Origin of the sequence: Aurantimonas manganoxydans SI85-9A1 (assembly GCF_000153465.1) — a bacterium.
In the GTDB taxonomy this organism is placed as follows: Bacteria; Pseudomonadota; Alphaproteobacteria; order Rhizobiales; family Rhizobiaceae; genus Aurantimonas; species Aurantimonas manganoxydans.
Map to the genome: position 1 here is coordinate 2,145,341 of NZ_CH672387.1, position 21,486 is coordinate 2,166,826.

Here is a 21,486-nt window from a genome sequence, read left to right on the forward strand (position 1 = left end):
GCCTACCACCATTTTGCCGGTTCGAAGCGGCCGGCCGCCTGCTCGATGGCGCTGCCGATCGCAAACAGGGTCTCTTCCTCGAAGGGCCGGCCGATCAGCTGGAGACCGAGCGGCAGCCCGTCGCCGGACAGACCGGCGGGAACGGCGAGGCCCGGCAGACCGGCCATGTTCACCGTCACCGTGAAGATGTCGTTCAGATACATCTTCACCGGATCGGAGGCCATGTCCTGATCGGCGATGCCGAAGGCGGCCGAGGGCGTTGCGGGCGTCAGCAGCGCGTCGATGCCGTCGGCATAGACGGTCTCGAAGTCGCGCTTGATCAGCGTGCGGACCTTCTGGGCGCGCAGGTAATAGGCGTCGTAATAGCCGGCCGACAGCACATAGGTGCCGATCATGATGCGGCGCTTCACCTCGCGGCCGAAACCGGCGGCGCGGGTGTTCTCATACATCTCGGCGACGTCCTTGCCCGGCACGCGCAAACCGTAGCGCACGCCGTCATAGCGGGCGAGGTTCGACGAGGCTTCCGCCGGCGCGACGATGTAATAGGCCGGCAGGGCGTATTTGGTGTGGGGCAGCGAGACATCGACGATCTCGGCGCCGGCGTCGCGCAGCCAGGCGATGCCCTGCTGCCAGAGCGCCTCGATCTCCTCCGGCATGTTGTCGACGCGGTATTCCTTCGGAATGCCGATGCGCAGGCCCTTCACCGAACGGCCGACCGCGGCCTCGTAGTCCGGCACCGGCAGGTCGACCGAGGTGGTGTCCTTCGGATCGACGGAGGCCATGGATTTCAGAAGGATCGCCGCATCGCGGACGTCGCGAGCGATCGGCCCGGCCTGATCGAGGGACGACGCGAAGGCCACCGTGCCCCAGCGCGAGCAGCGGCCATAGGTCGGCTTGATGCCGACCGTGCCGGTCAGCGCCGCGGGCTGGCGGATCGAGCCGCCGGTGTCGGTGGCCGTCGCGCCGGCGCACAGATGCGCCGAGACCGCCGCCGCCGAACCGCCGGACGAGCCGCCGGGCACCAGATCGGCATTCGAGCCCTTGCGGCGCCAGGGGTTCTTCACCGGGCCGTAATAGGAGGTCTCGTTGGACGAGCCCATGGCGAACTCGTCCATGTTGAGCTTGCCCAGCATGACGGCGCCATCTGCCCACAGATTGGCGGTGACAGTCGACTCGTAGCGCGGCTCGAACCCGTCGAGAATATGCGACGCGGCCTGGGTGTGGACGCCCTCGGTGGCGAAGAGGTCCTTGATGCCCATCGGGATGCCTTCGAGCGCGCCCGCCTCGCCCTTGGCCAGGCGTTCGTCGGAGGCCTTCGCCATGGCCAGCGCCTTGTCCGGCGTCACCGCCACATAGGCGTTGATCTGCGGGTTGGCGGCCTCGATCGCGGCGTTATAGGCCTGCGTCAGCTCGGTCGCCGAAAACTCCTTCGCCACGAGCTTGTCCCGCGCTTCGGCGATGGTGAGAGACGTCAACTCGGTCATGGGGACAGCTTCTTTTCGTAAAATCGACAGTAATCGGAATCCGGGTAGTCGAGCACGGCGCCGCAGCGCGTGAAACCGGATCGTTCGTAAAGTCTCCAGGCCGCCTCGAAGCCGGCCGTGGAGCCTGTTTCCAGTACCAGCCGGCCGAGTTCCTGGCGGCGCGCCTCGGCCTCGATGGACTGCAGGACCAGCCAACCGAGCCCGGACCCGCGCACCTCCGGCGTCGTGTACATGCGCTTGACCTCGCCGATCGCGGGGCTGTGAACCTTCAGCGCGCCCATTCCCACCGCGACGGACTGGCCATTGCGCACCACGAAGACGGTGGTGTCCTCGCTCGCCATCTGCTCGGCGGTGAGCTGAAACTGGAACTGCGGCGGCGACAACGGCTGGAGATGGTCGTTCAGCCGGGCGACCAGTTCACGCAACTCATCCTGAAGCGGTGATTCCACCGCAACGGTCACCGTCATGGCGACTATTCCACCACCTTCGGCACGACGAAGAAATGATCTTCGCTGGCCGGCGCGTTGGCGACGATGTCGTCGGCCTTGGCGCCGTCGGTCACTTCGTCGGCGCGTTTCTTCATCACCATCGGAATCACCGACGTCATCGGCTCGACGCCCTCGACATCGACCTCGCCAAGATGTTCGACGAAGCCGAGGATCGCGTTGAGTTCGCTTTCCATCGCCACGACCTCGTCGTCGGTAACGGCGATCCGGGACAGCCGGGCGACCCGGCGGACTGTTGAAGCATCGACGGACATTGCGGTCCTACTGGTTGCAAGAGGAATTGCGCGAGCTATAGCGGCGCGCCCCTTGCGAGGCAACGCCGCAATGGCCGAACGGCCGAGGCGGTTCATTGCGCCCCGGCCGTCCGGCCCCGATCCGAAAACTGAAACGGGTGCGGTCAGACCTCGAAGGCTTCGCCGATCGCCGGATTGAGGATCTTGCCTGCGTCGCCTTCCATCGCCTCGGTGAACTTGTCCGGGGTCTGGTCGAGGATCGGCAGCGTGCCCCAGTGGATCGGGATGATCTTGTCGAAGTTGAAGTAGCGCCGGCAGGCGAGCGCCGCCACCGCCGCGCCCATGGTCAGCCGGTCGCCCACCGGCACCATCGCGACCTTCGGGGCGTGCAGTTCCTCGATCAGCGCCATGTCGGCGAAGATGTCGGTGTCGCCCATGTGATAGACCGTCGGGCCGTTGGCGAAGTGGAAGACCAGTCCGTTCGGCATGCCGAGATAGGTCACCGTGCCGTCTTCCTCGACATGGCCGGAGGAATGAAACGCCTGGGTCAGGGTGACGGTGAAGTCGCCGAAGCTCGCAGTGCCGCCGGTGTTCAGCGGCTCGATCGCCTCGATCCCCTTCTTGCTGAGCCAGCTGACCAGCTCGAAGGTGCCGACGACCTTGCAGCCATGCTTTCTTGCGATGTCGACGGTGTCGCCGACATGGTCGAAGTGACCGTGGCTGAGGACGATATGGGTGACGCCTGCAACGGCGCTGTCGATATCACCCTCGAAATGCGGGTTACCGGACAGGAACGGGTCGATCAGGATGACCGACGAGCCGGTGTCGATCCGGAATGCGGAATGGCCGAAATAGGTGATCTTCATGGGGGCTCCTTGCGGTCCGATCGCCGGCCGGACCTCTGTTCTGTGGGTGGTGTCCGGCACTTGGCGTGCTAACTGCACCGGCCCGCCCCCCGGTCAAGGAGAACGCGATGGCCATCGTGTCGCTGGAAGAATTCGCCGACGCCGTCCCGAGCGGCAAGACCATCGCCGGTCTCGACCTTGGCACCAAGACCATCGGCCTCGCCGTGTCGGACCGCGGCCAGCGTTTCGCCACGCCGCGCAAGGTGTTGCGCCGGACCAAGTTCACCGCCGACGCGAACGCGCTGGTGGCGGCGCTGAACGAGGACAACATCGTCGGGATCGTCATCGGCCTGCCGCTGAACATGGACGGGTCGGAGGGGCCGAGGGCGCAGGCGACTAGGGCTTTCCTGCGCAATTACAGTCGCTTCGACGAACGGCCGGTGCTCCTGTGGGACGAGCGCCTGTCCACGGTCGCCGCCGAACGCGGCCTGCTCGAAGCCGACGTGTCGCGCAAGAAGCGGGCCGAACGGATCGATTCGGCCGCCGCCTCCTTCATCCTTCAGGGGGCGCTGGACCGGCTTTCGTCGCTGCGATCATAGGCAAAACCGTTCGCCAAGGCGAGCCGCGCAGCGCGCCGGGCCTGCCACCATGCCCGAATCTTCTTGCGGCGGCGGAAAGCGAGAATCGCGCCGAGGATCAGGCTGTCGATCGCAAGCGCACGCGCCACCAGCGGCGGGATCGTCGCCGGCTCGATACCGAGGATCGCCCCGTAGACCATGAAGACCCGGTCGTGGGTTTCGCGGGAGAAGAGCGGTCCGCCGAGATCGTTCAGCGAGAGAAAGTACCAGCCCCAGAAAAAGACCAGCGGTCCGATCCAGAGCACCAGGAAGGTGCGCATCAGCGGCTCTCGCCCTTGTCGCGGAACGGCGAGCGATGGCGCCGCATCAGCGCCTCGCGCTCGGCGGCGTGGATCGACCGGAGCACCGATTCGAAGGCCGCGTCGTCGGCCGCGTCGTCGACCTCGACCAGCCGGTCGAACAGCAGCGCCCCGAAGGTCAGCGCCAGCGCGACAAGGAAGCCCGGGCCCTCCCCGAACAGGGTGGCGAGCGGCGATCCGGCGATGCTTGCGGCGGCATAGAAGGCGAAGAGCGCGACCAGCACGGCCGCGGCCAGCGGCTCGGCCCGGCGAATGGCCAGAACCGATGCGGAGGAGAGCCCGGTGATTGCCATGCCGAGGCCCGTGGCCAGCGCCATGAATAGGCCGGCGAAGACGAGGGTCGCCTGGGCCGGCAGATAGAGGTCTGCGGCGATTGCGAGATCCTGCAGGAGCGGCGCGGCCGCGGTTCCGGCGGTCAGCGGATCGAGCCAGCCCGAATGCGCCATGAGCCGCAGACTGCTGACAGCCGCGAACCCAATCCAGGCACTGAGCGCCAGGGTCGTCGTCATTCTGCGCATGGAACCTCCTCGTCACGGTTACCGATCCGTTAACGGCGACCCTGTCGGTGAGAGGCCCTCGCCGCAATCGAAACCGGTTGTTAACCTTAACGCGTCCCCTTCCTTTGCCTCCTTCAGTGCAAACGCCGCAGCTCAGGTTTCGGTTGCCGGTTCCGGCATGCCCGGCTCAGCGGATCGGCGGGTAGAGATCTTCGACGATCGCCTGCGAATCATGGCGCAGGTCGAGCATGCCGTAGGTATGGCGGAAGACACCGCCGAGCCGTGTCTCGGTGAAGGCGTCGGCGGTCTGACCCAGTCCCAGCCGGCGCATGGAGGCGCTGGCGCCCGCCAGGGCCAGCTGCTCGGCCAGCAACCGGCAGGCCCCCTCGTCCGCCAGTGCCATCGACATTGCGGCGCGCAGGACGCCCGGCGTGCCGCCGGCGGTCTCGGCCATGTCCGCTTCGATCGTCGCGATCACCGTGTCGAAGGCCTGCGGGTCGCGCTGCAGGATGCGGGCAAGATCGAGCGCCATCACGTTGCCGGAACCCTCCCAGATCGCGTTGACCGGAGCTTCGCGATAGGCGCGAGCGAGCCTGCCGTCCTCGACATAGCCATTGCCGCCAAGACACTCCATCGCCTCGTATGTCAGCCCCGGGGCCATCTTGCAGACCCAGTATTTGGTGACCGGGGTCATCACCCGCGCCCAGGCTGCGTCGGCCTCTGAAGCCGCCTCCCCCGTTCGCCGGTCGAAGGCTTCGGCCAGTCGGAAGGACAGGACCGTGGCGGCCGCGACGTCCAGCGCCATGTCGGCCAGGACGCGCACCATCTGCGGCTGCTCGATCAGCGTCTTGCCGAACACCCGGCGCTCCCGCGCGTGATGCACCGCCTCGGCGAGCGCGCCGCGCATGAGGCCCGCCGACGCCAGCGCACAGTCGAGGCGGGTCAGCGTCACCATCTCGATGATGGTCTTCACGCCCTTGCCGGGATCGCCGACACGCCGGGCGTCGGCGTCGACGAACTCGACCTCGGAGGAGGCGTTGGAGCGGTTGCCGAGCTTGTCCTTGAGGCGCTGGAAATGCAGCCCGTTCAGCGAGCCATCGTCGCGGCGCCGGGGCATCAGGAAGCAGGTCGGCCCCTCCTGCGTCTGCGCCAGAACGAGGAACCCGTCGGACATCGGTGCCGACATGAACCATTTGTGCCCGGTCAGCCGATAATGCCCACCGCCGGCATCGACGGCGCGGGTTGTGTTGGCCCGCACGTCGGTGCCGCCCTGCTTCTCGGTCATGCCCATGCCGAGGGTGATTCCGGCTTTGGTCAGCGGCGCCTTGACGCTGGGGTCGTACTGCCGCGTGGCGATCACCGGCAGCCAGGTGTCGCGCAGCTTCGGTGCCGCCGCGAGCGCCGCGACCGAGGCGCTGGTCATGGTGAGCGGGCACAGATGGCCGCATTCGACGCCGGCCGTCATGTAGAAGCGCGTAGCCCGCACGGCGTGGCGGCGCCCGGCCTCTTCCTCCGGCCCCTGCCAGATCGAGGCATGCAGCCCGTCGGCGACCGAGCGCCGCATCAGCGCGTGATAGGCGGGATGATAGTCGATCAGTTCCAGCCTGCGGCCCTTCTCGTCGAAGCGCCGCAGGCGCGGCGTCTCGATATTGGCGAGCCGCGCCAGGTCATGGGCCTCGAAGGAGCCGCAGAATCGTCCGTGCCGCTCCAGCGTCGTGAGGACCGGGTCGGGGAAATCAGCGGCCAGGAGACGCAGCAGGGGATCGCCGCGAAAGGCGTTGAAACCGGCATAGTCGGAAGACTGGTTGGTCACCTCGTGGGTGTGGAAATTCGTCTCGGCCACACGCGTCTCCTGTGCTTCACTCACTCTCGATCCTTGCCGCTAAACCGCGGATTGCCTATAGGCGTCGTTTTAATGAGCGCGACCCTGCCTTTTCCCCCGTTCGGCCAGCGACACCTTCTGGGTATCGCCCGCCTGCAACCCCACGAGATCGAACAGCTGATCGATCTGGCCGAGGCGGAGGTGGCTGTCAGCCGCCGGCGCGACAAGAAGAAGTCGACGCTGAAGGGCCGCACCCAGATCAACCTGTTCTTCGAGGCCTCGACCCGCACCCAGGCGTCGTTCGAACTGGCCGGCAAGCGGCTGGGCGCCGACGTCATGAACATGGCGGTCGCCAATTCGTCGGTGAAGAAGGGCGAGACCCTGATCGACACGGCGATGACGCTGAACGCCATGCAGCCCGACATCCTGATCGTGCGGCACCATTCGGCCGGCGCCGTGGCGCTGCTGGCCCAGAAGGTCGCCTGCTCGGTGGTCAATGCCGGCGACGGCGCGCACGAACATCCGACCCAGGCGCTGCTCGACGCGCTCACCATCCGCCGCCACAAGGGCCGCATCGCCCGGCTCACGGTGACGATCTGCGGCGACGTGCTGCACAGCCGCGTCGCCCGCTCCAACATCCTGCTCCTCAATGCACTGGGCGCCCGGGTCCGCGTCGTCGCGCCGGCAACCCTGCTGCCGAGCGGCATCGAATCGATGGGGGTCGAGGTCTACCGGCGCATGGAGGACGGGCTGAAGGACGCGGACGTCGTGATGATGCTGCGCCTGCAGCGCGAGCGCATGGAGGGCTCCTTCGTTCCGTCGGTGCGCGAGTATTTCCGCTATTTCGGTCTCGACGCTGCCAAGTTGCGCCATGCCCGGCCCGACGCGCTGGTCATGCATCCCGGGCCGATGAACCGCGGCGTGGAGATCGCCTCGGAGATCGCGGACGGGCCGCAGAGCGTTATCGAGGAACAGGTGGAGATGGGCGTCGCGGTGCGCATGGCGGTGATGTCTGCCCTTATCGGCGGACCGGAGGCCTCGGCATGAGCGTCGCAGCGCCTACCGTCATCGAGCATGTGCGGATCATCGACCCGGCCCGGTCGCTGGACGCGGTCGGCACGGTCGTCGTCGTCGACGGCCATATCGTCGCCGCGGGCGCCGACGCGCTCAACCAGGGTGCGCCCGAGGGCGCGGAGATCATCGATGGCCGCGGCCTGCTGCTCGTGCCCGGCCTCGTCGACGCGCGGGTGTTCATCGGCGAACCGGGCGGCGAGCACCGCGAGACCATTGCCTCGGCCTCGGCCGCGGCGGCGGCCGGCGGCGTCACCTCGATCCTCACCATGCCCGACACCAATCCGGTGGTCGACGAGGTGGCGATCGCCGAATTCGTGATGCGGACGGCGCGCGATACCGCGGTCGTCAACGTCTTCCCCGCGGCGGCGCTCACTCGCGGCCTCAAGGGCAAGGAGATGAGCGAGATCGGCCTTCTCGCCGGGGCCGGCGTGCGCGCCTTCACCGACGGTCGCCACACCATTGCCGACCCGGTGCTGCTGCGCCGGATCATGACCTATGCGCGCGATTTCGATGCCCTGGTCATGCATGAGACGCAGGATGCGGCGCTGACCGGCAACGGCGTCATGAACGAGGGGCTGCTGGCCTCCTGGCTCGGCCTGCCCGGCGCGCCGGCCGAGGCCGAGATCATCCCGCTGGAGCGCGACCTGCGGCTCGCCGCCCTCACCGGCTGCCGCTACCATGCCGCCAAGCTCTCGCTGGGCGAATCGGCCGATGTCATGCGGCGGGCCAAACGGCGCGGCACCGCGGCGACGGCCGGCGTGTCGATCAACCATCTGTCGCTGAACGAGAACGACATCGGCGAATACCGCACCTTCTTCCGCCTGTCGCCGCCACTGCGCCGCGAGGAGGATCGCGCCGCCATGGTCGAGGCGCTGGCCGACGGTACCATCGACATCATCGTCTCGTCCCACGATCCGCAGGACGCCGACGGCAAGCGCCGCCCCTTCGCCGAGGCCGAGAGCGGCGCGATCGGCCTGGAGACGCTGCTGCCGGCGGCACTGCGCCTGCATCATTCCGGCGCCGTGCCGTTGGCGCGCATCATCGAGGCGGTGACCGCCGCACCGGCGAAGCTCCTCGGCCTCGATCGCGGCACGCTGGCGTCGGGATCCGTCGCCGACATGGCGCTGGTCGATCTCGAGGCGCCGTTCCTGTTCAGCGAGGACCGCATCCGCTCGCGCTCCAAGAACACCGCCTTCGAGAACGCCCGCTTCCAGGGCCAGGTCTTGCGGACCTTCGTCGCCGGCCGCACAGTCTTCTCGGAATCGGACCGGAGCGGGGGCTGAATGGTGGATTGGGACTCAAGCCTCTGGCCGATCTGGCTGGCCTGCGTCGCCGGCGGTTATCTCGTCGGCTCGATTCCCTTCGGGCTGATCTTCGCGCGGCTCTTCGGCCTTGGCGATATCCGCAAGATCGGTTCGGGCAATATCGGCGCGACCAACGCCCTGCGGACCGGCAACAAGCCGATGGCGGCGCTGACGCTGGCCGGTGACGTCCTCAAGGGCACCGTGCCGGTCCTGATCGCCTCGCGCTGGGGCGGCGAAGCGGCGATCCTTGCGGGTCTCGCGGCGTTTCTCGGCCACCTCTTCCCGGTCTGGGTCGGATTCAAGGGCGGCAAGGGCGTTGCCACCTATCTCGGCATCCTGCTCGGCATCGCGCCGATCGGCGTCCTCGTCTTCGCGGTGGTGTGGCTCTCGGTGGCCTTCCTCTTCCGCTACTCCTCGCTGGCAGCGCTTGCCGCCACGCTGGTCGTGCCGGTGGTCTATGCCGCGCTCGGCTACATGGACGCGGCCGCCCTCACCGCCATCCTGACCGCCATCGTCTATATCCGTCATCACGCCAATATCCGCCGGCTTCTGGCCGGCACGGAGGGCAAGATCGGAGCCAAGGGGTGAGCCCCTCCGACGCCCCTCCCCATGGCGTCAGACTTCCCGACGAGACGCGGCTCGCCTGGCTCCGGCTGATCCGCAGCGAGAATGTTGGCCCCGCCACCTTCCGGTCGTTGATCAACCGCTATGGCGGCGCCGAGGCGGCGCTCGCGGCCCTGCCGGAACTCGCCGCGCGGGGTGGCCGCAGTGTTCGCGTCGAGAGCCTCGCCGCGGCCGAGGACGAAATGAACCGGGCCAGCCGCATGGGCGCCCGCTTCATCTGTCTCGGCGAGCCCGACTACCCGCCGCTCCTCAAGGTCACCGAGAGCGCGCCGCCGGTGCTGGCGGTGATGGGCACCGAGACGGTTCTCCATCAGCCTGCCGTCGCCATGGTGGGCGCCCGCAACGCCTCGCTCTCCGGGATCAAGCTCACTCGTCAGTTTGCCGACGAGATCGGCCGGGCCGGCTACGTCGTCGTCTCGGGCCTTGCACGGGGCATCGATGCCGCCGCGCATGAGGCGGCGCTGAACACCGGCACGATCGGCGTCTTTGCCGGCGGCCTCGACCGGCCCTACCCCGACGAGAACCGGCCGCTGATGCGCCGGATCGTCGACGAAGGCGGATGCCTCCTGTCCGAGCGGGCGTTCGGATGGGAGCCGCGCTCGCGCGATTTTCCCCGCCGCAACCGGCTCGTCGCCGGGCTGGCCCTGGGTCTCGTCGTGACCGAGGCGGCGCTGCGTTCGGGTTCGCTGATCAGCGCGCGGATCGCCGCCGAGATCGGGCGGATCGTCTTTGCCGTGCCCGGATCGCCGCTCGATCCGCGAGCCGCCGGCGCCAATCAGCTTCTGAAGAATGGCGCCATCCTGGCGACCGAGGCGAACGACGTGATCGCGGCGCTGCGACCGATGGACGACCGCATGGGCTGGATGCCGCCCGCGATCGAGGAACCGCCCTCCGGTCAGGAAACCGACGAGCCGGCCGAGGGCGAACGCGAGCGCATAGTGGAGACGCTCGGGCCCACGCCGATCGATGTCGACGACATCATCCTCCACACCGGTGCGCGGCCGGGTGCCGTGCAGCTCGTGCTGCTCGAACTCGATCTAGCAGGACGCCTCGAGCGCCATCCGGGCGGGCTGGTTTCGCTACTTCTCTGAGCGTCTGGCAACGGATGTGAGCTGATGCTCGGCCTCCAGACGCGCCATCTCCAGGAAATAACCCAGCAACGAGTTATGCGGCGCGCCAGACACAACCTTAAGTTGCGCCAGCATATCGCGGACGTAGCGCAGGCTTGCTTCCCGGTCATCTGGATGTGCTGTCATGGTCGGCACGCTCCCGGACGCGGTTTGAACCGGCCACTGATCCTGCAGTCCCACCGCCTCGTCTGCAGGTTGGGATTATAGAGATTTTCCCTTATTGGTTGCAACCTTCACAGGGTCCCGATCCGGCCGGGGTTGACCGGTCGCGCCGGACTGTCCATGTGACGGTGCGGTCGACGCGCTGTTCGTCGCTGAATTCTCCGCCGCACAGGCGACCTCACCGGGTCGCATCTCTCTTCTCTCAGGACTGCCTTGTCATGGATGTCGTCATCGTTGAATCGCCCGCCAAAGCGAAGACGATCAACAAGTATCTCGGCGGCAACTACCAGGTGATCGCCTCCTATGGTCACGTCCGCGACCTGCCGGCCAAGGACGGCTCGGTGCGCCCGGACGAGGACTTCGCGATGAGCTGGGAGGTCGGCAAGCCGTCCGTGAAGCGAATCAGCGAGATCGCCCAGGCGGTCAAGAAGGCCGACGGCCTCGTGCTAGCCACCGATCCGGATCGCGAAGGCGAAGCGATTTCCTGGCACGTCCTGGAAGTGCTGCGGCAGAAGAAGGTGATCGGCACCAAGCCGGTCAGCCGCGTTGTGTTCAACGCCATCACCAAGAAGGCCGTGCTCGACGCGATGGCCAATCCGCGCGCCATCGACGAGCCGCTGGTGGACGCCTATCTCGCCCGCCGCGCTCTCGACTATCTCGTCGGCTTCACCCTGTCGCCGGTGCTGTGGCGCAAGCTGCCCGGCGCCCGCTCGGCGGGCCGCGTCCAGTCGGTGGCGCTGCGCCTCGTCTGCGACCGCGAAGCCGAGATCGAGCGCTTCAAGAAGGAAGAGTACTGGCAGATCGCCGCGATGCTGGCGACGCCGCGCGGCGACGATTTCCGCGCCCGCCTCACCGGCTTCGGCGGCGACAAGCTGCAGAAGATGTCGATCGGCAACGGCGACAAGGCCGAGACGATCCGCGCCATGCTGGACGGGGCGACCTACCGCGTCGACAGCGTCCAGGCGAAGCCGACCAAGCGCAATCCCGGCCCGCCCTTCACCACCTCGACGCTGCAGCAGGCCGCCTCCGCCAAGCTCGGCTTCTCGGCCTCGCGCACCATGCAGGTCGCGCAGCGGCTTTATGAAGGCGTCGATGTCGGCGGCGAGACCGTCGGTCTGATCACCTATATGCGGACCGACGGCGTGCAGATGGCGCCCGAGGCGATCGCCGACGCGCGCAAGTCGATCGGCGCCAGCTTCGGCGAGCGCTATGTTCCGGAAAAGCCGCGCTATTATTCGAGCAAGGCCAAGAACGCGCAGGAGGCCCACGAGGCCATCCGTCCGACCGAGTTCGGCCGCGCGCCCAAGGATGTCGAGCGCTATCTCGACCGGGACCAGGCGCGGCTCTACGACCTGATCTGGAAGCGCTGCATCGCCAGTCAGATGGCCTCCGCCGAGATCGAGCGCACCACGGCCGAGATCGTCGCCACCAATGGCGGTGAGACCGCGACCCTGCGCGCCACCGGGCAGGTCATCAAGTTCGACGGCTTCATCGGTGCCTATGTCGAGCATCGCGACGACAGCAAGGCGAGCGATCCCGGCGACGAGGATGACGACCGCGCACGGCTGCCGGAAATCCTTGCCGACGAGGACCTGGCCAAGCGCGCCATCGAGGCCTCGCAACACTTCACCGAGCCGCCGCCGCGCTATTCCGAGGCGTCGCTGATCAAGAAGATGGAAGAGCTCGGCATCGGCCGGCCCTCGACCTATGCCTCGACGCTGCAGACGCTGGAGGATCGCGGCTATGTGGTGCAGGAAGCGCGCAAGCTCCTGCCTGACGCCAAGGGCCGTCTCGTCACCGCGTTCCTGCACAATTTCTTCGAGCGCTACGTCGAGTACGACTTCACCGCGGCGCTGGAGGAGAAGCTTGACTTGATCTCGGCCGGCCAGCTTGCCTGGAAGGACGTGCTGCGCGAGTTCTGGCAGAACTTCTCCGCGCAGGTCGACGGCACCAAGGAACTGCGGGTCACCAACGTTCTCGACGCGCTGAACGTCGAACTGGGACCGCTGGTCTTCCCGCCCAAGGAAGACGGCACCGAGCCGCGCGCCTGTCCGCGCTGCGGCAACGGCCAGCTGTCGCTGAAGCTCGGCAAGTTCGGCGCCTTCGTCGGCTGCTCGAACTATCCTGATTGCGGCTATACCCGCCAGCTCGGCACCAACATGTCGGGCGATGGCGCGGCCATGGACGAGGGGCCGTCGGATCTCGGCGTCGATCCGGAGACCGGCGAGCCGGTCACCCTGCGTACGGGCCGTTTCGGCCCCTATGTCCAGCGCGGCGAAGGCAAGGAAGCCAAGCGCTCGTCCCTGCCCAAGGGCTGGCAGGCCAGCGAGATGGATCTCGACAAGGCGCTGCGGCTCCTGTCGCTGCCCCGCGAGGTCGGTCTGCATCCCGAAAGCGGCAAGCCGATCCTGGCCGGTCTCGGGCGCTACGGGCCGTTCCTCAACCATGACGGCATGTACGCCAATCTCGAGACCATCGAGGACGTGTTCGAGGTCGGCCTCAACCGGGCCGTCACCGTCATCGCGGAGAAGAAGGAAAAGGGCGGCCGCGGACGTGGCACTCCCGCGGCGCTGGCGACCCTCGGCGAGCATCCCGAATATGGTGGCCAGATCACCGTTCGGGACGGCCGCTTCGGGCCCTATGTGAATGTCGGCAAGGTCAATGCGACGCTGCCCAAGGCCAAGGATCCCGCCAGCGTCACGCTGGAAGAGGCGATCCAGCTGATCAACGAGCGCGTCGAGAAGACCGGCAAGACGCCGAATGCCAAGAAGGCGCCTGCCAAGAAGGCTGCCACGAAGAAGGCGCCCGCCAAGAAGGCCGCGACCAGGAAGACGGCGGCGAAGGCCGATGCCGATGGCGAGGCAGCGGTGAAGAAGCCAGCGGCCAAAAAAGCGCCCGCGAAGAAGGCTGTCGCGGCCAGGAAGCCGGCGGCGAAGACAACCACGGAACCGCAGGCCGCCGACGATTCGGTGCCCTGGGATCAGGAGTAGACCTTGGCGAAAGGCCGGTCCCGGAACGACGCACCGCCCGAGCTCACGCGCGAGGCGGTGCTCCGCTTCATCGCGGACAATCCCGGCCGCGCCTCCAAGCGCGACATCGCCAAGGCCTTTGCGGTCAAGGGCGACGGCCGCGTCGCGCTGAAGGACCTCCTCGCCGATCTGCAGGCCGAGGGGCTTCTGGCGGGAAGTCGCAAGCGCTTCTCGACGCCGGGGGTTCTGCCGCCGGTGGCGGTCCTGGAGATTCGCAGCCGCGACGACGATGGCGGCCTGCTTGCCGAACCGGTGAGCTGGGACGAGGCGGTCGATGGCGAGCGGCCACGTCTGGCCGTGCGGCAGGATCGCGCCAAGGGCCCGGCGGCGGGCCTGGGCGAACGCATCCTCGCCAGCATCGAGGAGGACGAGGGCGGCACCCGGTTCGCCCGGATCATCCGCATTCTGGAGCAGCGCAAGACGACGGCCCTGGGCGTGTTCCGCGCCAGGCCCGGCGGCGGCGGCCGGGTCGAACCGGTGGAGCGCAAGCAGCCGGAATACGCCATCAAGCCCGGCGACGAGAACGGCGCGCGCGACGGCGACCTCGTGGCTGTCGAGCCGGGACCGCGGGCGCGTCTCGGCCTGCCCTTCGCCACGGTGACCGATGTCGTCGGCTCGATGGAATCGGAGCGCGCGATCTCGACCATCGCGCTGCACGCCCATTCCATTCCGCATGTCTTCCCGAAGGCGGTGCTGAGCGAGGCCGAGGCCGCCGGCCCGGCCAGCATGGATCATCGCGAGGACTGGCGGTCCCTGCCGCTGGTCACTATTGACCCCGCCGACGCCAAGGATCACGACGACGCGGTGCATGCCGTGCCTGACGACGACCCGGCCAATCCCGGCGGCATGGTGGTAACCGTCGCCATCGCCGACGTCTCCTACTACGTCCGCCCCGGCACCAAGCTCGATTCCGAGGCCCGGCTGCGCGGCAATTCGGTCTACTTCCCCGACCGGGTCGTGCCGATGCTGCCCGAGCGCATTTCCAACGACCTCTGCTCGCTGCGTGACAATGTCGACCGGCCGGCGCTCGCCGTGCGGATGGTCCTCGGCGCCGATGGCGAGAAGCGGCGTCACAGCTTCCATCGCGTGATGATGCGCAGCCACGCCAAGATCGCCTACGAGGCTGCGCAGGCGGCCATCGACGGGGCGACCGGCGACGTCGACGCGCATGTCACCGAAACGATGCTGAAGCCGCTCTGGGCGGCCTACGCGCTGGCCCGCTCGGCGCGCGAACGCCGCCAGCCGCTTGACCTCGATTTGCCCGAGCGCAAGCTCAAGCTCGGCCCCGACGGCCGGGTGGAGAAAGTCGTCGTTCCGGCCCGCCTCGACGCCCACCGGCTGATCGAGGAGTTCATGATCCTCGCCAATGTCGCGGCGGCCGAAAGCCTCGAATCCAAGCGGCAGGCGCTGATCTACCGCGCCCATGACGCCCCGTCCCTGGCCAAGCTGGAATCCCTGCGCGAGTTCCTGCGCACCCTGGAGATTTCGCTGGCCAAGAGCGGAACGCTGCGCCCCTCGCACTTCAACGGCATCCTCAGCCAGGTGAAGGCCAGCGAGCACGAGAGCCTCGTCAACGAGGTCGTGCTCCGTTCCCAGTCGCAGGCAGTCTACTCGCCGGACAATATCGGTCATTTCGGCCTGAACCTCGACCGCTACGCGCATTTCACCTCGCCGATCCGCCGCTATGCCGACCTCATCGTCCATCGGGCGCTGGTCACCGCCTTCGATCTCGGCGAAGGCGGGCTCAGCCGCGAGGACGAGGAAAACCTGCAGGCGACCGCGGAGGAGATCTCGCGCGCCGAACGCCGGGCCATGGCGGCCGAACGCGATACCGTCGACCGGCTGATCGCCCACCATCTGGCCGACCGGATCGGCGACGATTTCGAGGGACGCATAGCCGGCGTGACAAAAGCGGGGCTTTTCGTCGCGCTTCCGGCCTTTGGCGCCGACGGCTTCGTTCCCATATCGACACTGGGGAACGAGTTCTTCCATTATGACGAGGTCGGACGCTCGCTGGTTGGCGACCGCAGCGGCAACGGCTACCGCCTCGGCGACACAGTCGAGATTCGTCTAAAGGAAGCCATTCCGCTGGCCGGCTCGATGCAGTTCGAGATGCTCAGCGAGCCGCGCAAGCTGCCGCGCGAGGCGGGCTCGTTCCACAAGACCGGACGCAAGCAGCGCTTCGGCCGCCGCGAGAAGAACGTCGCCGGGAAGGTCAGGAAGAAACGATGAACAGTGTGACCATGCACGCAGATGCCGAGGCCCGTGCCAACAGCGCCGAAGGCGATCGCCCGCTCTGGCCGGCGCTCGTCAACGGCTTCCGTTGCCGCTGCCCCAATTGCGGTGAAGGCAAGCTGTTCCGCAGCTATCTGCGCAGCGTCGACGACTGCAGCGTATGCGGCCAGGAGATCCACCATCACCGCGCCGACGACCTGCCGCCCTATCTGACGATCTTCATAGTCGGGCATATCGTGGTCGCGCTCTTCATGGGTGTGGAAGCCTCCTACGAACTCTCGATGTGGACGCATCTGGCGATGTGGGTTCCGGTCACGCTGGTGCTCTCCCTGGCGCTCCTGCAGCCTCTGAAGGGCGCCACCATCGGCCTGCAATGGTCGTTGCGCCTCGGCGGCTTCGGCACCGAGGATGAGGCGGATCGCGTCGGGTGAGCGAGGCCGGTGATCCGCTCGCCACACTGAACGCCGAACGGGCGCGGCTCGCCCGGCCGAGCGGACTGCCGGCGGCGAAGGCGATCCGCGACGCCGGGACGCTGCTCATCGTCGACGACAGCGACGGCACGGCCCGTGTCCTGATGGGACGGCGCTCCACGAAGCATGTCTTCATGCCGGGACGCTACGTCTTTCCGGGCGGTCGGGTCGATCCGTCAGATCTGGCGATGGCCCGAGACTTCGCCCTGTCCGACCCCGCTTTCGAGCGGCTCTGTGCCGGTCCCCCGGCCCGCTACGACCGCCGGCGGGCCACCGCGACCGCACTCGCCGCGATCCGGGAAACCTTCGAGGAGGCCGGCGCCATGATCGGCGCGCCCGGCAGCTTCGCCGGCAAGGGCGAGCACTGGAGCGTCTTCGGCGCACGCGGCATCCGCCCCGCCCCGGAGATGCTGGTGCCCATTGCGCGGGCGATCACGCCCCCCGGTCCCCCGCGGCGCTACGATACCCGCTTCTTCTGCGTTGCCGCCGATGCGATCGGCCATCAGCTTGCCCTCGACGAATTGCCGACGGACGAGCTGGAGGAGCTTGCCTGGGTCGATCTGAACGCGCTTCAGGAGCTGTCGCTGGCGCCGATCACCCTGCGCATCGTCAGTGATCTGAAGGCCCGCATCGCCGACGGGACCTGGCGCGACCCGGCGCGGCCGATGCCGTTCTACCGGGCCATTCGCGGCCAGTTCGTACGCGAATCGCTCTGACGCAACGGGGCGGTGACCGATGGACAGGCAAACCGCCGACGACATCGTGGCCGAAGCGGAAGCCGGGATCGAACGCGTCGACTGGGTTGCTGCCGGTGCCGCCATCGCCTCGATCAGCGCCGTCGGCATCGCGCTCGGTCTTGGCCTGCCGCTGCTCAGCGTCATCCTCGAAAGCCGTGGCATCTCCACCACGATGATCGGCGCCAATACGGCCGTCGCGGGCGTCGCCTCGCTGCTGGCCGCGCCGCTCGTCACGCCCATTGCGCGCGTCCTCGGCGTGCGGCTGTCGATGCTGATCGCGATCGTCCTGTCCGGCGTCTCGGCCCTCGGCTTCTACTATTTCACCGCCTTCTGGACGTGGTTCCCGCTGCGACTGGTCTTCCACTTCGCCATCACCGCGCTGTTCGTCCTGTCGGAGTTCTGGATCAACGCGGCCGCGCCGCCGAGCCGCCGCGGCTTCATTCTCGGCATCTATGCGACCGTCCTGTCGCTCGGCTTTGCGCTCGGCCCCTACATCTTCTCGGTGGTGGGCTCCCAGGGCTTCCTGCCCTTCGCGATCGGCTCGGGCGTCATCTTCGCCTCGGCGATCCCGCTGCTGTTCGCCTGGGACCGCCAGCCGGCGCTGGGCGAGCGGCGTCACGGGGCGTTCTGGCGCCATATTGTGTCGGTTCCGACGGCCACCGGCGCGGTGCTGATCTTCGGCGCGGTCGAAGCCGGGGGATTCGCCCTCTTCCCGATCTATGGCGAGCGGCTCGGCTACACCGAGGCAGCGGCGGCGCAATTGCTTATCGCCATCGGCCTCGGCAATGTCCTGATGCAGATCCCGATCGGACTGATTTCCGACCGGGTCCGCGACCGGCGTTCGCTCCTGACCCTGTTCGCGGCGGTCGGACTGGTCGGCACACTCTGCCTGCCGCTCCTGGGCACCGACTGGTGGCTGATGGCGAGCCTCCTGTTCCTGTGGGGCGGCGTCGTGGCCGGGCTCTACACGGTCGGCCTCGCCCATCTCGGCTCGCGACTCGGGGGCGCCGATCTTGCCGCCGCCAACGCCGCCTTCGTGTTCTGCTATTCGGCCGGCATGCTGGTCGGTCCGCAGACCATCGGTTCTTCGATGGATCTCTTCGGCTACAACGGATTTGCCTGGGCTCTGGCGCTGTTCTTCGGGCTTTATCTGGCTCTGACCGTCGCCCGCATGGTCTGGGCCCGCGACCGGTCTTGACTTGGCTGCCGTCATGGCTATGGTCCGGCTCGAATTCGCCGACGCCCTGCGCCGGCGCATCGTCGCGTGCTACCGCTGCAGCGGCTTTTCGCGAATCGAACAATTTGGGTTTCCGCCGTCATCTGGACGAACGGCACAGGGCCGGTCGGATCGAGACGCGGCACGCATCAGCGAACGGATAGGGCCATGGCCAAGGCAACCACGATCAAGATCAAGCTCCTCTCGACCGCCGACACCGGCTTCTTCTACGTCGCGCGCAAGAACAGCCGCACGATGACGGAGAAGATGGTCAAGACCAAGTACGACCCGGTCGCGCGGAAGCACGTCGAGTTCCGCGAAGCCAAGATCAAGTAAGCTCCGGCAGGCATCTGCCTGCCACGGACGAATCGGGCGCCGCTCCGGCAACGGGGCGGCGCTTTTCGTCGTCAGGGCAGCAGTTGTGCGCGGGCACAACCCAGAGTACCGTGACCGTGCGGCAGATGCGTGCGGAGCCCGGACATGGCGAAGCATCTGATTCTGGTTCACGGGCGCTCGGTGAAACCAGCCGGCAGCCTGATGGCGGCGATGGTCGAGACGGCCCTTCGCGAGGGGTTGCGACGGGCCGATGCCGGGATCGCGTTGAGCGATCTCGAAGCCGGCGACCTCAAGCTGTCCTTTATCTATTACGGCGACATCAACAACGAGATCGCCGCGGCCGATCCTGCCAAGCGCGCCATCCTCGCCGCGACCAACGATCCGCGTTATGCGTTCCGGCCCGCCCTGCCCTTTGACCTGATCGAGGCAGGCTACGCCCTCACCTCAGCGCTGCGTCGCTTCAACCGGACGACCTATCGCGCCGTACTGGCCGAGGCTGAGGACTGGCGGCTGCTCGACGAGGCGGCGGACATCGCCAGCCTGTTCGGCCAGCTCTTCACCTTCGGCTTCCTGAACGACCGGCTGATCTCGAGCGCCCTGCCGGATCTGTCGGCCTATCTCACCTCGCAGATCGTCTCCTCGGCGATCCGCAGCCGGCTGCAGTCGGTGCTTCTCCCGGCGATGGAGGCGCGCGACGACATCTGCCTCCTGACCCACAGCATGGGCTGCATCGTCGCCTGGGACGTGTTGTGGAAGCTGTCCTACATGAGCGAATACGAGCCGCTGCGGGCGCGTGGCGGCCATGTCGCGCGCTGGATCACCTGTGGCTGCCCGCTGGGCGAACCGGGCGTACGGCGCAATCTGCTGGGCGGATGGGCACGGGCGAACGAGGAGTTTCCACGACAGATCCGGCAATGGCGCAACATCCACGCCGAGGACGACTACATCGCCCATGTCGAGCGGATGCGGTCCACCTTCGGCGCCATGATGCGCGCCGGCTTCGTCGGGCAGATCAGCGACCGCAAGATCTACAATTGCTGGCACTACGCCGATGCGGCGACCGGCGCCCTCGTCTCCAACCCGCACGATCTCTACGGCTATCTGATGCACCCGGCGATGGGCGCCGCCATTGCCGAATGGGCCCAGCATTGATCGGCATGGTCTCAGGCAATGCGATCGCTCCCGGCCGTCGCCCTGCCCTCAGTTCCCCTTACAGCGGGATGTTGTCGTGCTTCTTCCAAGGGTTTTCGAGATCCTTGTTGCGTAGCATCGCGAGCGCCCGCGAGACCCGGCGGCGGGTCGAATGCGGCATGATCACCTCGTCCACATAGCCTCGCTCGGCAGCGACGAAGGGCGACAGGAAGCGCTCTTCGTAGGCTTTGGTGTGGGCCGCCAGCTTCTCGGGATCCTTGGCGTCCTTGCGGTGGATGATCTCGGACGCGCCCTTGGCGCCCATCACGGCGATCTGCGCCGTCGGCCAGGCATAGTTGATGTCGCCGCGCAGATGCTTCGACGCCATGACGTCGTAGGCGCCGCCGAAGGCCTTGCGGGTGATCACCGTCACCTTGGGCACGGTCGCCTCGGCATAGGCAAAGAGCAGCTTGGCGCCGTGCTTGATCAGGCCGCCATATTCCTGCGCGGTCCCCGGCAGGAAGCCCGGCACGTCGACGAAGGTGACCACGGGGATCGAGAAGCAGTCGCAGAAGCGCACGAAGCGCGCGGCCTTGCGCGAGGCGTCGGAATCGAGAACGCCGGCCAGCACCATGGGCTGGTTGGCGACGATGCCGACGGTGCGGCCTTCGATGCGGCCGAAGCCGGTGACGATGTTGCCTGCGAAGGCGGCCTGGATCTCGAAGAAATCGCCCTCGTCGACGGTCTTCCGGATCAGTTCCTTGATGTCGTACGGCTTGTTGGCGTTGTCCGGGATCAGCGTGTCCAGCGACACGTCCTCGGCGGTCACCGACTGGCTGTAGTCGAGCTCGGGCACCGGCGAGGTGTTGGAGGCCGGCAGGAAGTCGATCAGCCGGCGCATCTGCAGCAGCGCATCGACGTCGTTGTCATAGGCACCGTCGGCGATCGACGACTTCACCGTATGGATGGAGGCACCGCCCAGTTCCTCGGCCGTCACCGTCTCGTTGGTCACGGTCTTCACCACGTCGGGACCGGTGACGAACATGTAGGAGGTGTCGCGGACCATGAAGATGAAGTCGGTCATCGCCGGCGAATAGACGTCGCCGCCCGCGCAGGGGCCCATGATCACCGAAATCTGCGGGATGACGCCGGAGGCCAGCACGTTGCGCTGGAAAATTTCGGCATAGCCGCCGAGCGCCGCGACGCCCTCCTGTATGCGTGCACCGCCGGCGTCGTAGAACCCAATGATCGGGGCGCGGTTGCGAAGGGCGAGATCCTGGACCTTCTGCACCTTCTCGGCATGGGCTTCCGACAGGGAGCCGCCCAGCACGGTGAAGTCCTTGGCGAAGACGAAGACGGTGCGGCCGTTGACGGTGCCCCAGCCGGTGACGACGCCGTCGCCGGGATAATGCTGCTGGTCCATGCCGAAATCGGTCGCCCGGTGCTGGACGAACATGTCGAACTCCTCGAAGGAGCCCTCGTCGAGAAACACCGTCAGCCGCTCGCGGGCGGTCAGCTTGCCCTTGGCGTGCTGGGCCTCGATCCGCTTCGTGCCGCCGCCTTCGCGGGCCTTCTCGCGCCGCGCCTCGAGTTCCGACAGCATGTCGCGCATTGCCTGTTTCCTCACCTGTTGCGTCTCTACGCGGTCCTTGAGACCGTTCTGCCTTGCGGGCAGACCATAGCAGTGCCGCCGCCCGGGTCGAGCGGCGACCGG

Annotated in this window: 21 protein-coding genes; 12 read left to right on the forward strand and 9 right to left on the reverse strand. The window is 67.4% G+C overall.

The features are described 5' to 3' along the window. Positions 1-2: 2 nt before the first annotated feature. The 4 genes from gatA to SI859A1_RS10140 all read right to left on the reverse strand — a co-directional run bounded on the left by gatA (position 3) and on the right by SI859A1_RS10140 (position 3,089). Entirely contained in the window at positions 3-1,484 is a 1,482-nt protein-coding gene (gene gatA / locus SI859A1_RS10125; protein WP_009209687.1) for an Asp-tRNA(Asn)/Glu-tRNA(Gln) amidotransferase subunit GatA, read from the reverse strand. Continuing rightward, entirely contained in the window at positions 1,481-1,951 is a 471-nt protein-coding gene (locus SI859A1_RS10130; protein ID WP_040325667.1) for a GNAT family N-acetyltransferase, read from the reverse strand. The genes gatA and SI859A1_RS10130 overlap by 4 nt, the downstream gene beginning before the upstream one ends. A gap of 5 nt (positions 1,952-1,956) precedes the next feature. Continuing rightward, complete coding sequence (gene gatC, locus SI859A1_RS10135) at positions 1,957-2,244, reverse strand: Asp-tRNA(Asn)/Glu-tRNA(Gln) amidotransferase subunit GatC (RefSeq protein WP_009209688.1); 288 nt, start codon at positions 2,242-2,244, stop codon at positions 1,957-1,959. A 143-nt stretch (positions 2,245-2,387) separates the two neighbouring features. Then, positions 2,388-3,089, reverse strand: coding sequence for a metal-dependent hydrolase (locus SI859A1_RS10140; RefSeq protein WP_009209689.1), 702 nt, complete (start codon positions 3,087-3,089; stop codon positions 2,388-2,390). 107 nt (positions 3,090-3,196) lie between these two features. Here SI859A1_RS10140 and ruvX point away from each other — a divergent pair, with 107 nt between their 5' ends. After that, positions 3,197-3,667 carry a Holliday junction resolvase RuvX gene (ruvX, locus tag SI859A1_RS10145; protein WP_009209690.1) on the forward strand — a complete coding sequence of 157 codons (471 nt, stop codon included), beginning with the start codon at positions 3,197-3,199 and terminating at the stop codon, positions 3,665-3,667. Here the strand turns inward: ruvX and SI859A1_RS10150 are convergent. The 3 genes from SI859A1_RS10150 to SI859A1_RS10160 all read right to left on the reverse strand — a co-directional run bounded on the left by SI859A1_RS10150 (position 3,628) and on the right by SI859A1_RS10160 (position 6,345). Next, the gene (locus SI859A1_RS10150) at positions 3,628-3,966 is read right to left on the reverse strand and encodes a DUF6105 family protein (protein ID WP_040325668.1); all 339 of its coding nucleotides are present in this window, start codon (positions 3,964-3,966) and stop codon (positions 3,628-3,630) included. The genes ruvX and SI859A1_RS10150 overlap by 40 nt on opposite strands. Further along, on the reverse strand, positions 3,966-4,523 hold the full coding sequence (locus SI859A1_RS10155) for a hypothetical protein (protein WP_148233807.1): 558 nt from the start codon (positions 4,521-4,523) through the stop codon (positions 3,966-3,968). Before SI859A1_RS10155 ends, SI859A1_RS10150 begins: the two co-directional genes overlap by 1 nt. Positions 4,524-4,689: 166 nt before the next feature. Beyond that, positions 4,690-6,345: an acyl-CoA dehydrogenase family protein gene (locus tag SI859A1_RS10160; RefSeq protein WP_040325670.1), complete on the reverse strand. Its 1,656-nt coding sequence runs from the start codon at positions 6,343-6,345 to the stop codon at positions 4,690-4,692. Positions 6,346-6,417: 72 nt separating this feature from the next. Here SI859A1_RS10160 and SI859A1_RS10165 point away from each other — a divergent pair, with 72 nt between their 5' ends. The 4 genes from SI859A1_RS10165 to dprA are packed head-to-tail and all read left to right on the forward strand — an operon-like array spanning position 6,418 to position 10,417. After that, entirely contained in the window at positions 6,418-7,371 is a 954-nt protein-coding gene (locus SI859A1_RS10165) for an aspartate carbamoyltransferase catalytic subunit (protein ID WP_009209692.1), read from the forward strand. Beyond that, positions 7,368-8,681, forward strand: coding sequence for a dihydroorotase (locus SI859A1_RS10170; RefSeq protein ID WP_009209693.1), 1,314 nt, complete (start codon positions 7,368-7,370; stop codon positions 8,679-8,681). Before SI859A1_RS10165 ends, SI859A1_RS10170 begins: the two co-directional genes overlap by 4 nt. Further along, entirely contained in the window at positions 8,682-9,290 is a 609-nt protein-coding gene (plsY, locus tag SI859A1_RS10175) for a glycerol-3-phosphate 1-O-acyltransferase PlsY (RefSeq protein WP_009209694.1), read from the forward strand. Next, complete coding sequence (dprA, locus tag SI859A1_RS10180) at positions 9,287-10,417, forward strand: DNA-processing protein DprA (RefSeq protein WP_009209695.1); 1,131 nt, start codon at positions 9,287-9,289, stop codon at positions 10,415-10,417. Before plsY ends, dprA begins: the two co-directional genes overlap by 4 nt. Here dprA and SI859A1_RS21640 read toward each other — a convergent pair. Next, the gene (locus SI859A1_RS21640; RefSeq protein ID WP_154653366.1) at positions 10,406-10,582 is read right to left on the reverse strand and encodes a hypothetical protein; all 177 of its coding nucleotides are present in this window, start codon (positions 10,580-10,582) and stop codon (positions 10,406-10,408) included. The two genes, dprA and SI859A1_RS21640, sit on opposite strands and share 12 nt — an antisense overlap. A 254-nt stretch (positions 10,583-10,836) precedes the next feature. On the opposite strand from SI859A1_RS21640, the gene topA reads away from it, so the two are divergent. The 7 genes from topA to SI859A1_RS10215 all read left to right on the forward strand — a co-directional run bounded on the left by topA (position 10,837) and on the right by SI859A1_RS10215 (position 19,793). Continuing rightward, complete coding sequence (topA, locus tag SI859A1_RS10185; protein WP_009209696.1) at positions 10,837-13,608, forward strand: type I DNA topoisomerase; 2,772 nt, start codon at positions 10,837-10,839, stop codon at positions 13,606-13,608. Between the two features lie 3 nt (positions 13,609-13,611). After that, complete coding sequence (rnr, locus tag SI859A1_RS10190; protein WP_009209697.1) at positions 13,612-15,879, forward strand: ribonuclease R; 2,268 nt, start codon at positions 13,612-13,614, stop codon at positions 15,877-15,879. Continuing rightward, positions 15,876-16,313, forward strand: coding sequence for a DUF983 domain-containing protein (locus tag SI859A1_RS10195; RefSeq protein WP_009209698.1), 438 nt, complete (start codon positions 15,876-15,878; stop codon positions 16,311-16,313). Before rnr ends, SI859A1_RS10195 begins: the two co-directional genes overlap by 4 nt. Next, positions 16,310-17,068 (forward strand): NUDIX hydrolase, encoded by a 759-nt coding sequence (locus tag SI859A1_RS10200; protein WP_009209699.1) that lies wholly within the window; start codon positions 16,310-16,312, stop codon positions 17,066-17,068. Before SI859A1_RS10195 ends, SI859A1_RS10200 begins: the two co-directional genes overlap by 4 nt. 19 nt (positions 17,069-17,087) lie before the next feature. Continuing rightward, positions 17,088-18,287, forward strand: coding sequence for an MFS transporter (locus tag SI859A1_RS10205; RefSeq protein WP_009209700.1), 1,200 nt, complete (start codon positions 17,088-17,090; stop codon positions 18,285-18,287). Between the two features lie 186 nt (positions 18,288-18,473). Continuing rightward, complete coding sequence (rpmG, locus tag SI859A1_RS10210) at positions 18,474-18,641, forward strand: 50S ribosomal protein L33 (protein ID WP_024351709.1); 168 nt, start codon at positions 18,474-18,476, stop codon at positions 18,639-18,641. Between the two features lie 144 nt (positions 18,642-18,785). Then, positions 18,786-19,793: a hypothetical protein gene (locus SI859A1_RS10215; RefSeq protein WP_040325671.1), complete on the forward strand. Its 1,008-nt coding sequence runs from the start codon at positions 18,786-18,788 to the stop codon at positions 19,791-19,793. Between the two features lie 58 nt (positions 19,794-19,851). Here the strand turns inward: SI859A1_RS10215 and SI859A1_RS10220 are convergent, their stop codons facing one another. After that, positions 19,852-21,384, reverse strand: coding sequence for an acyl-CoA carboxylase subunit beta (locus SI859A1_RS10220; protein ID WP_009209702.1), 1,533 nt, complete (start codon positions 21,382-21,384; stop codon positions 19,852-19,854). Positions 21,385-21,486 lie beyond the last annotated feature (102 nt).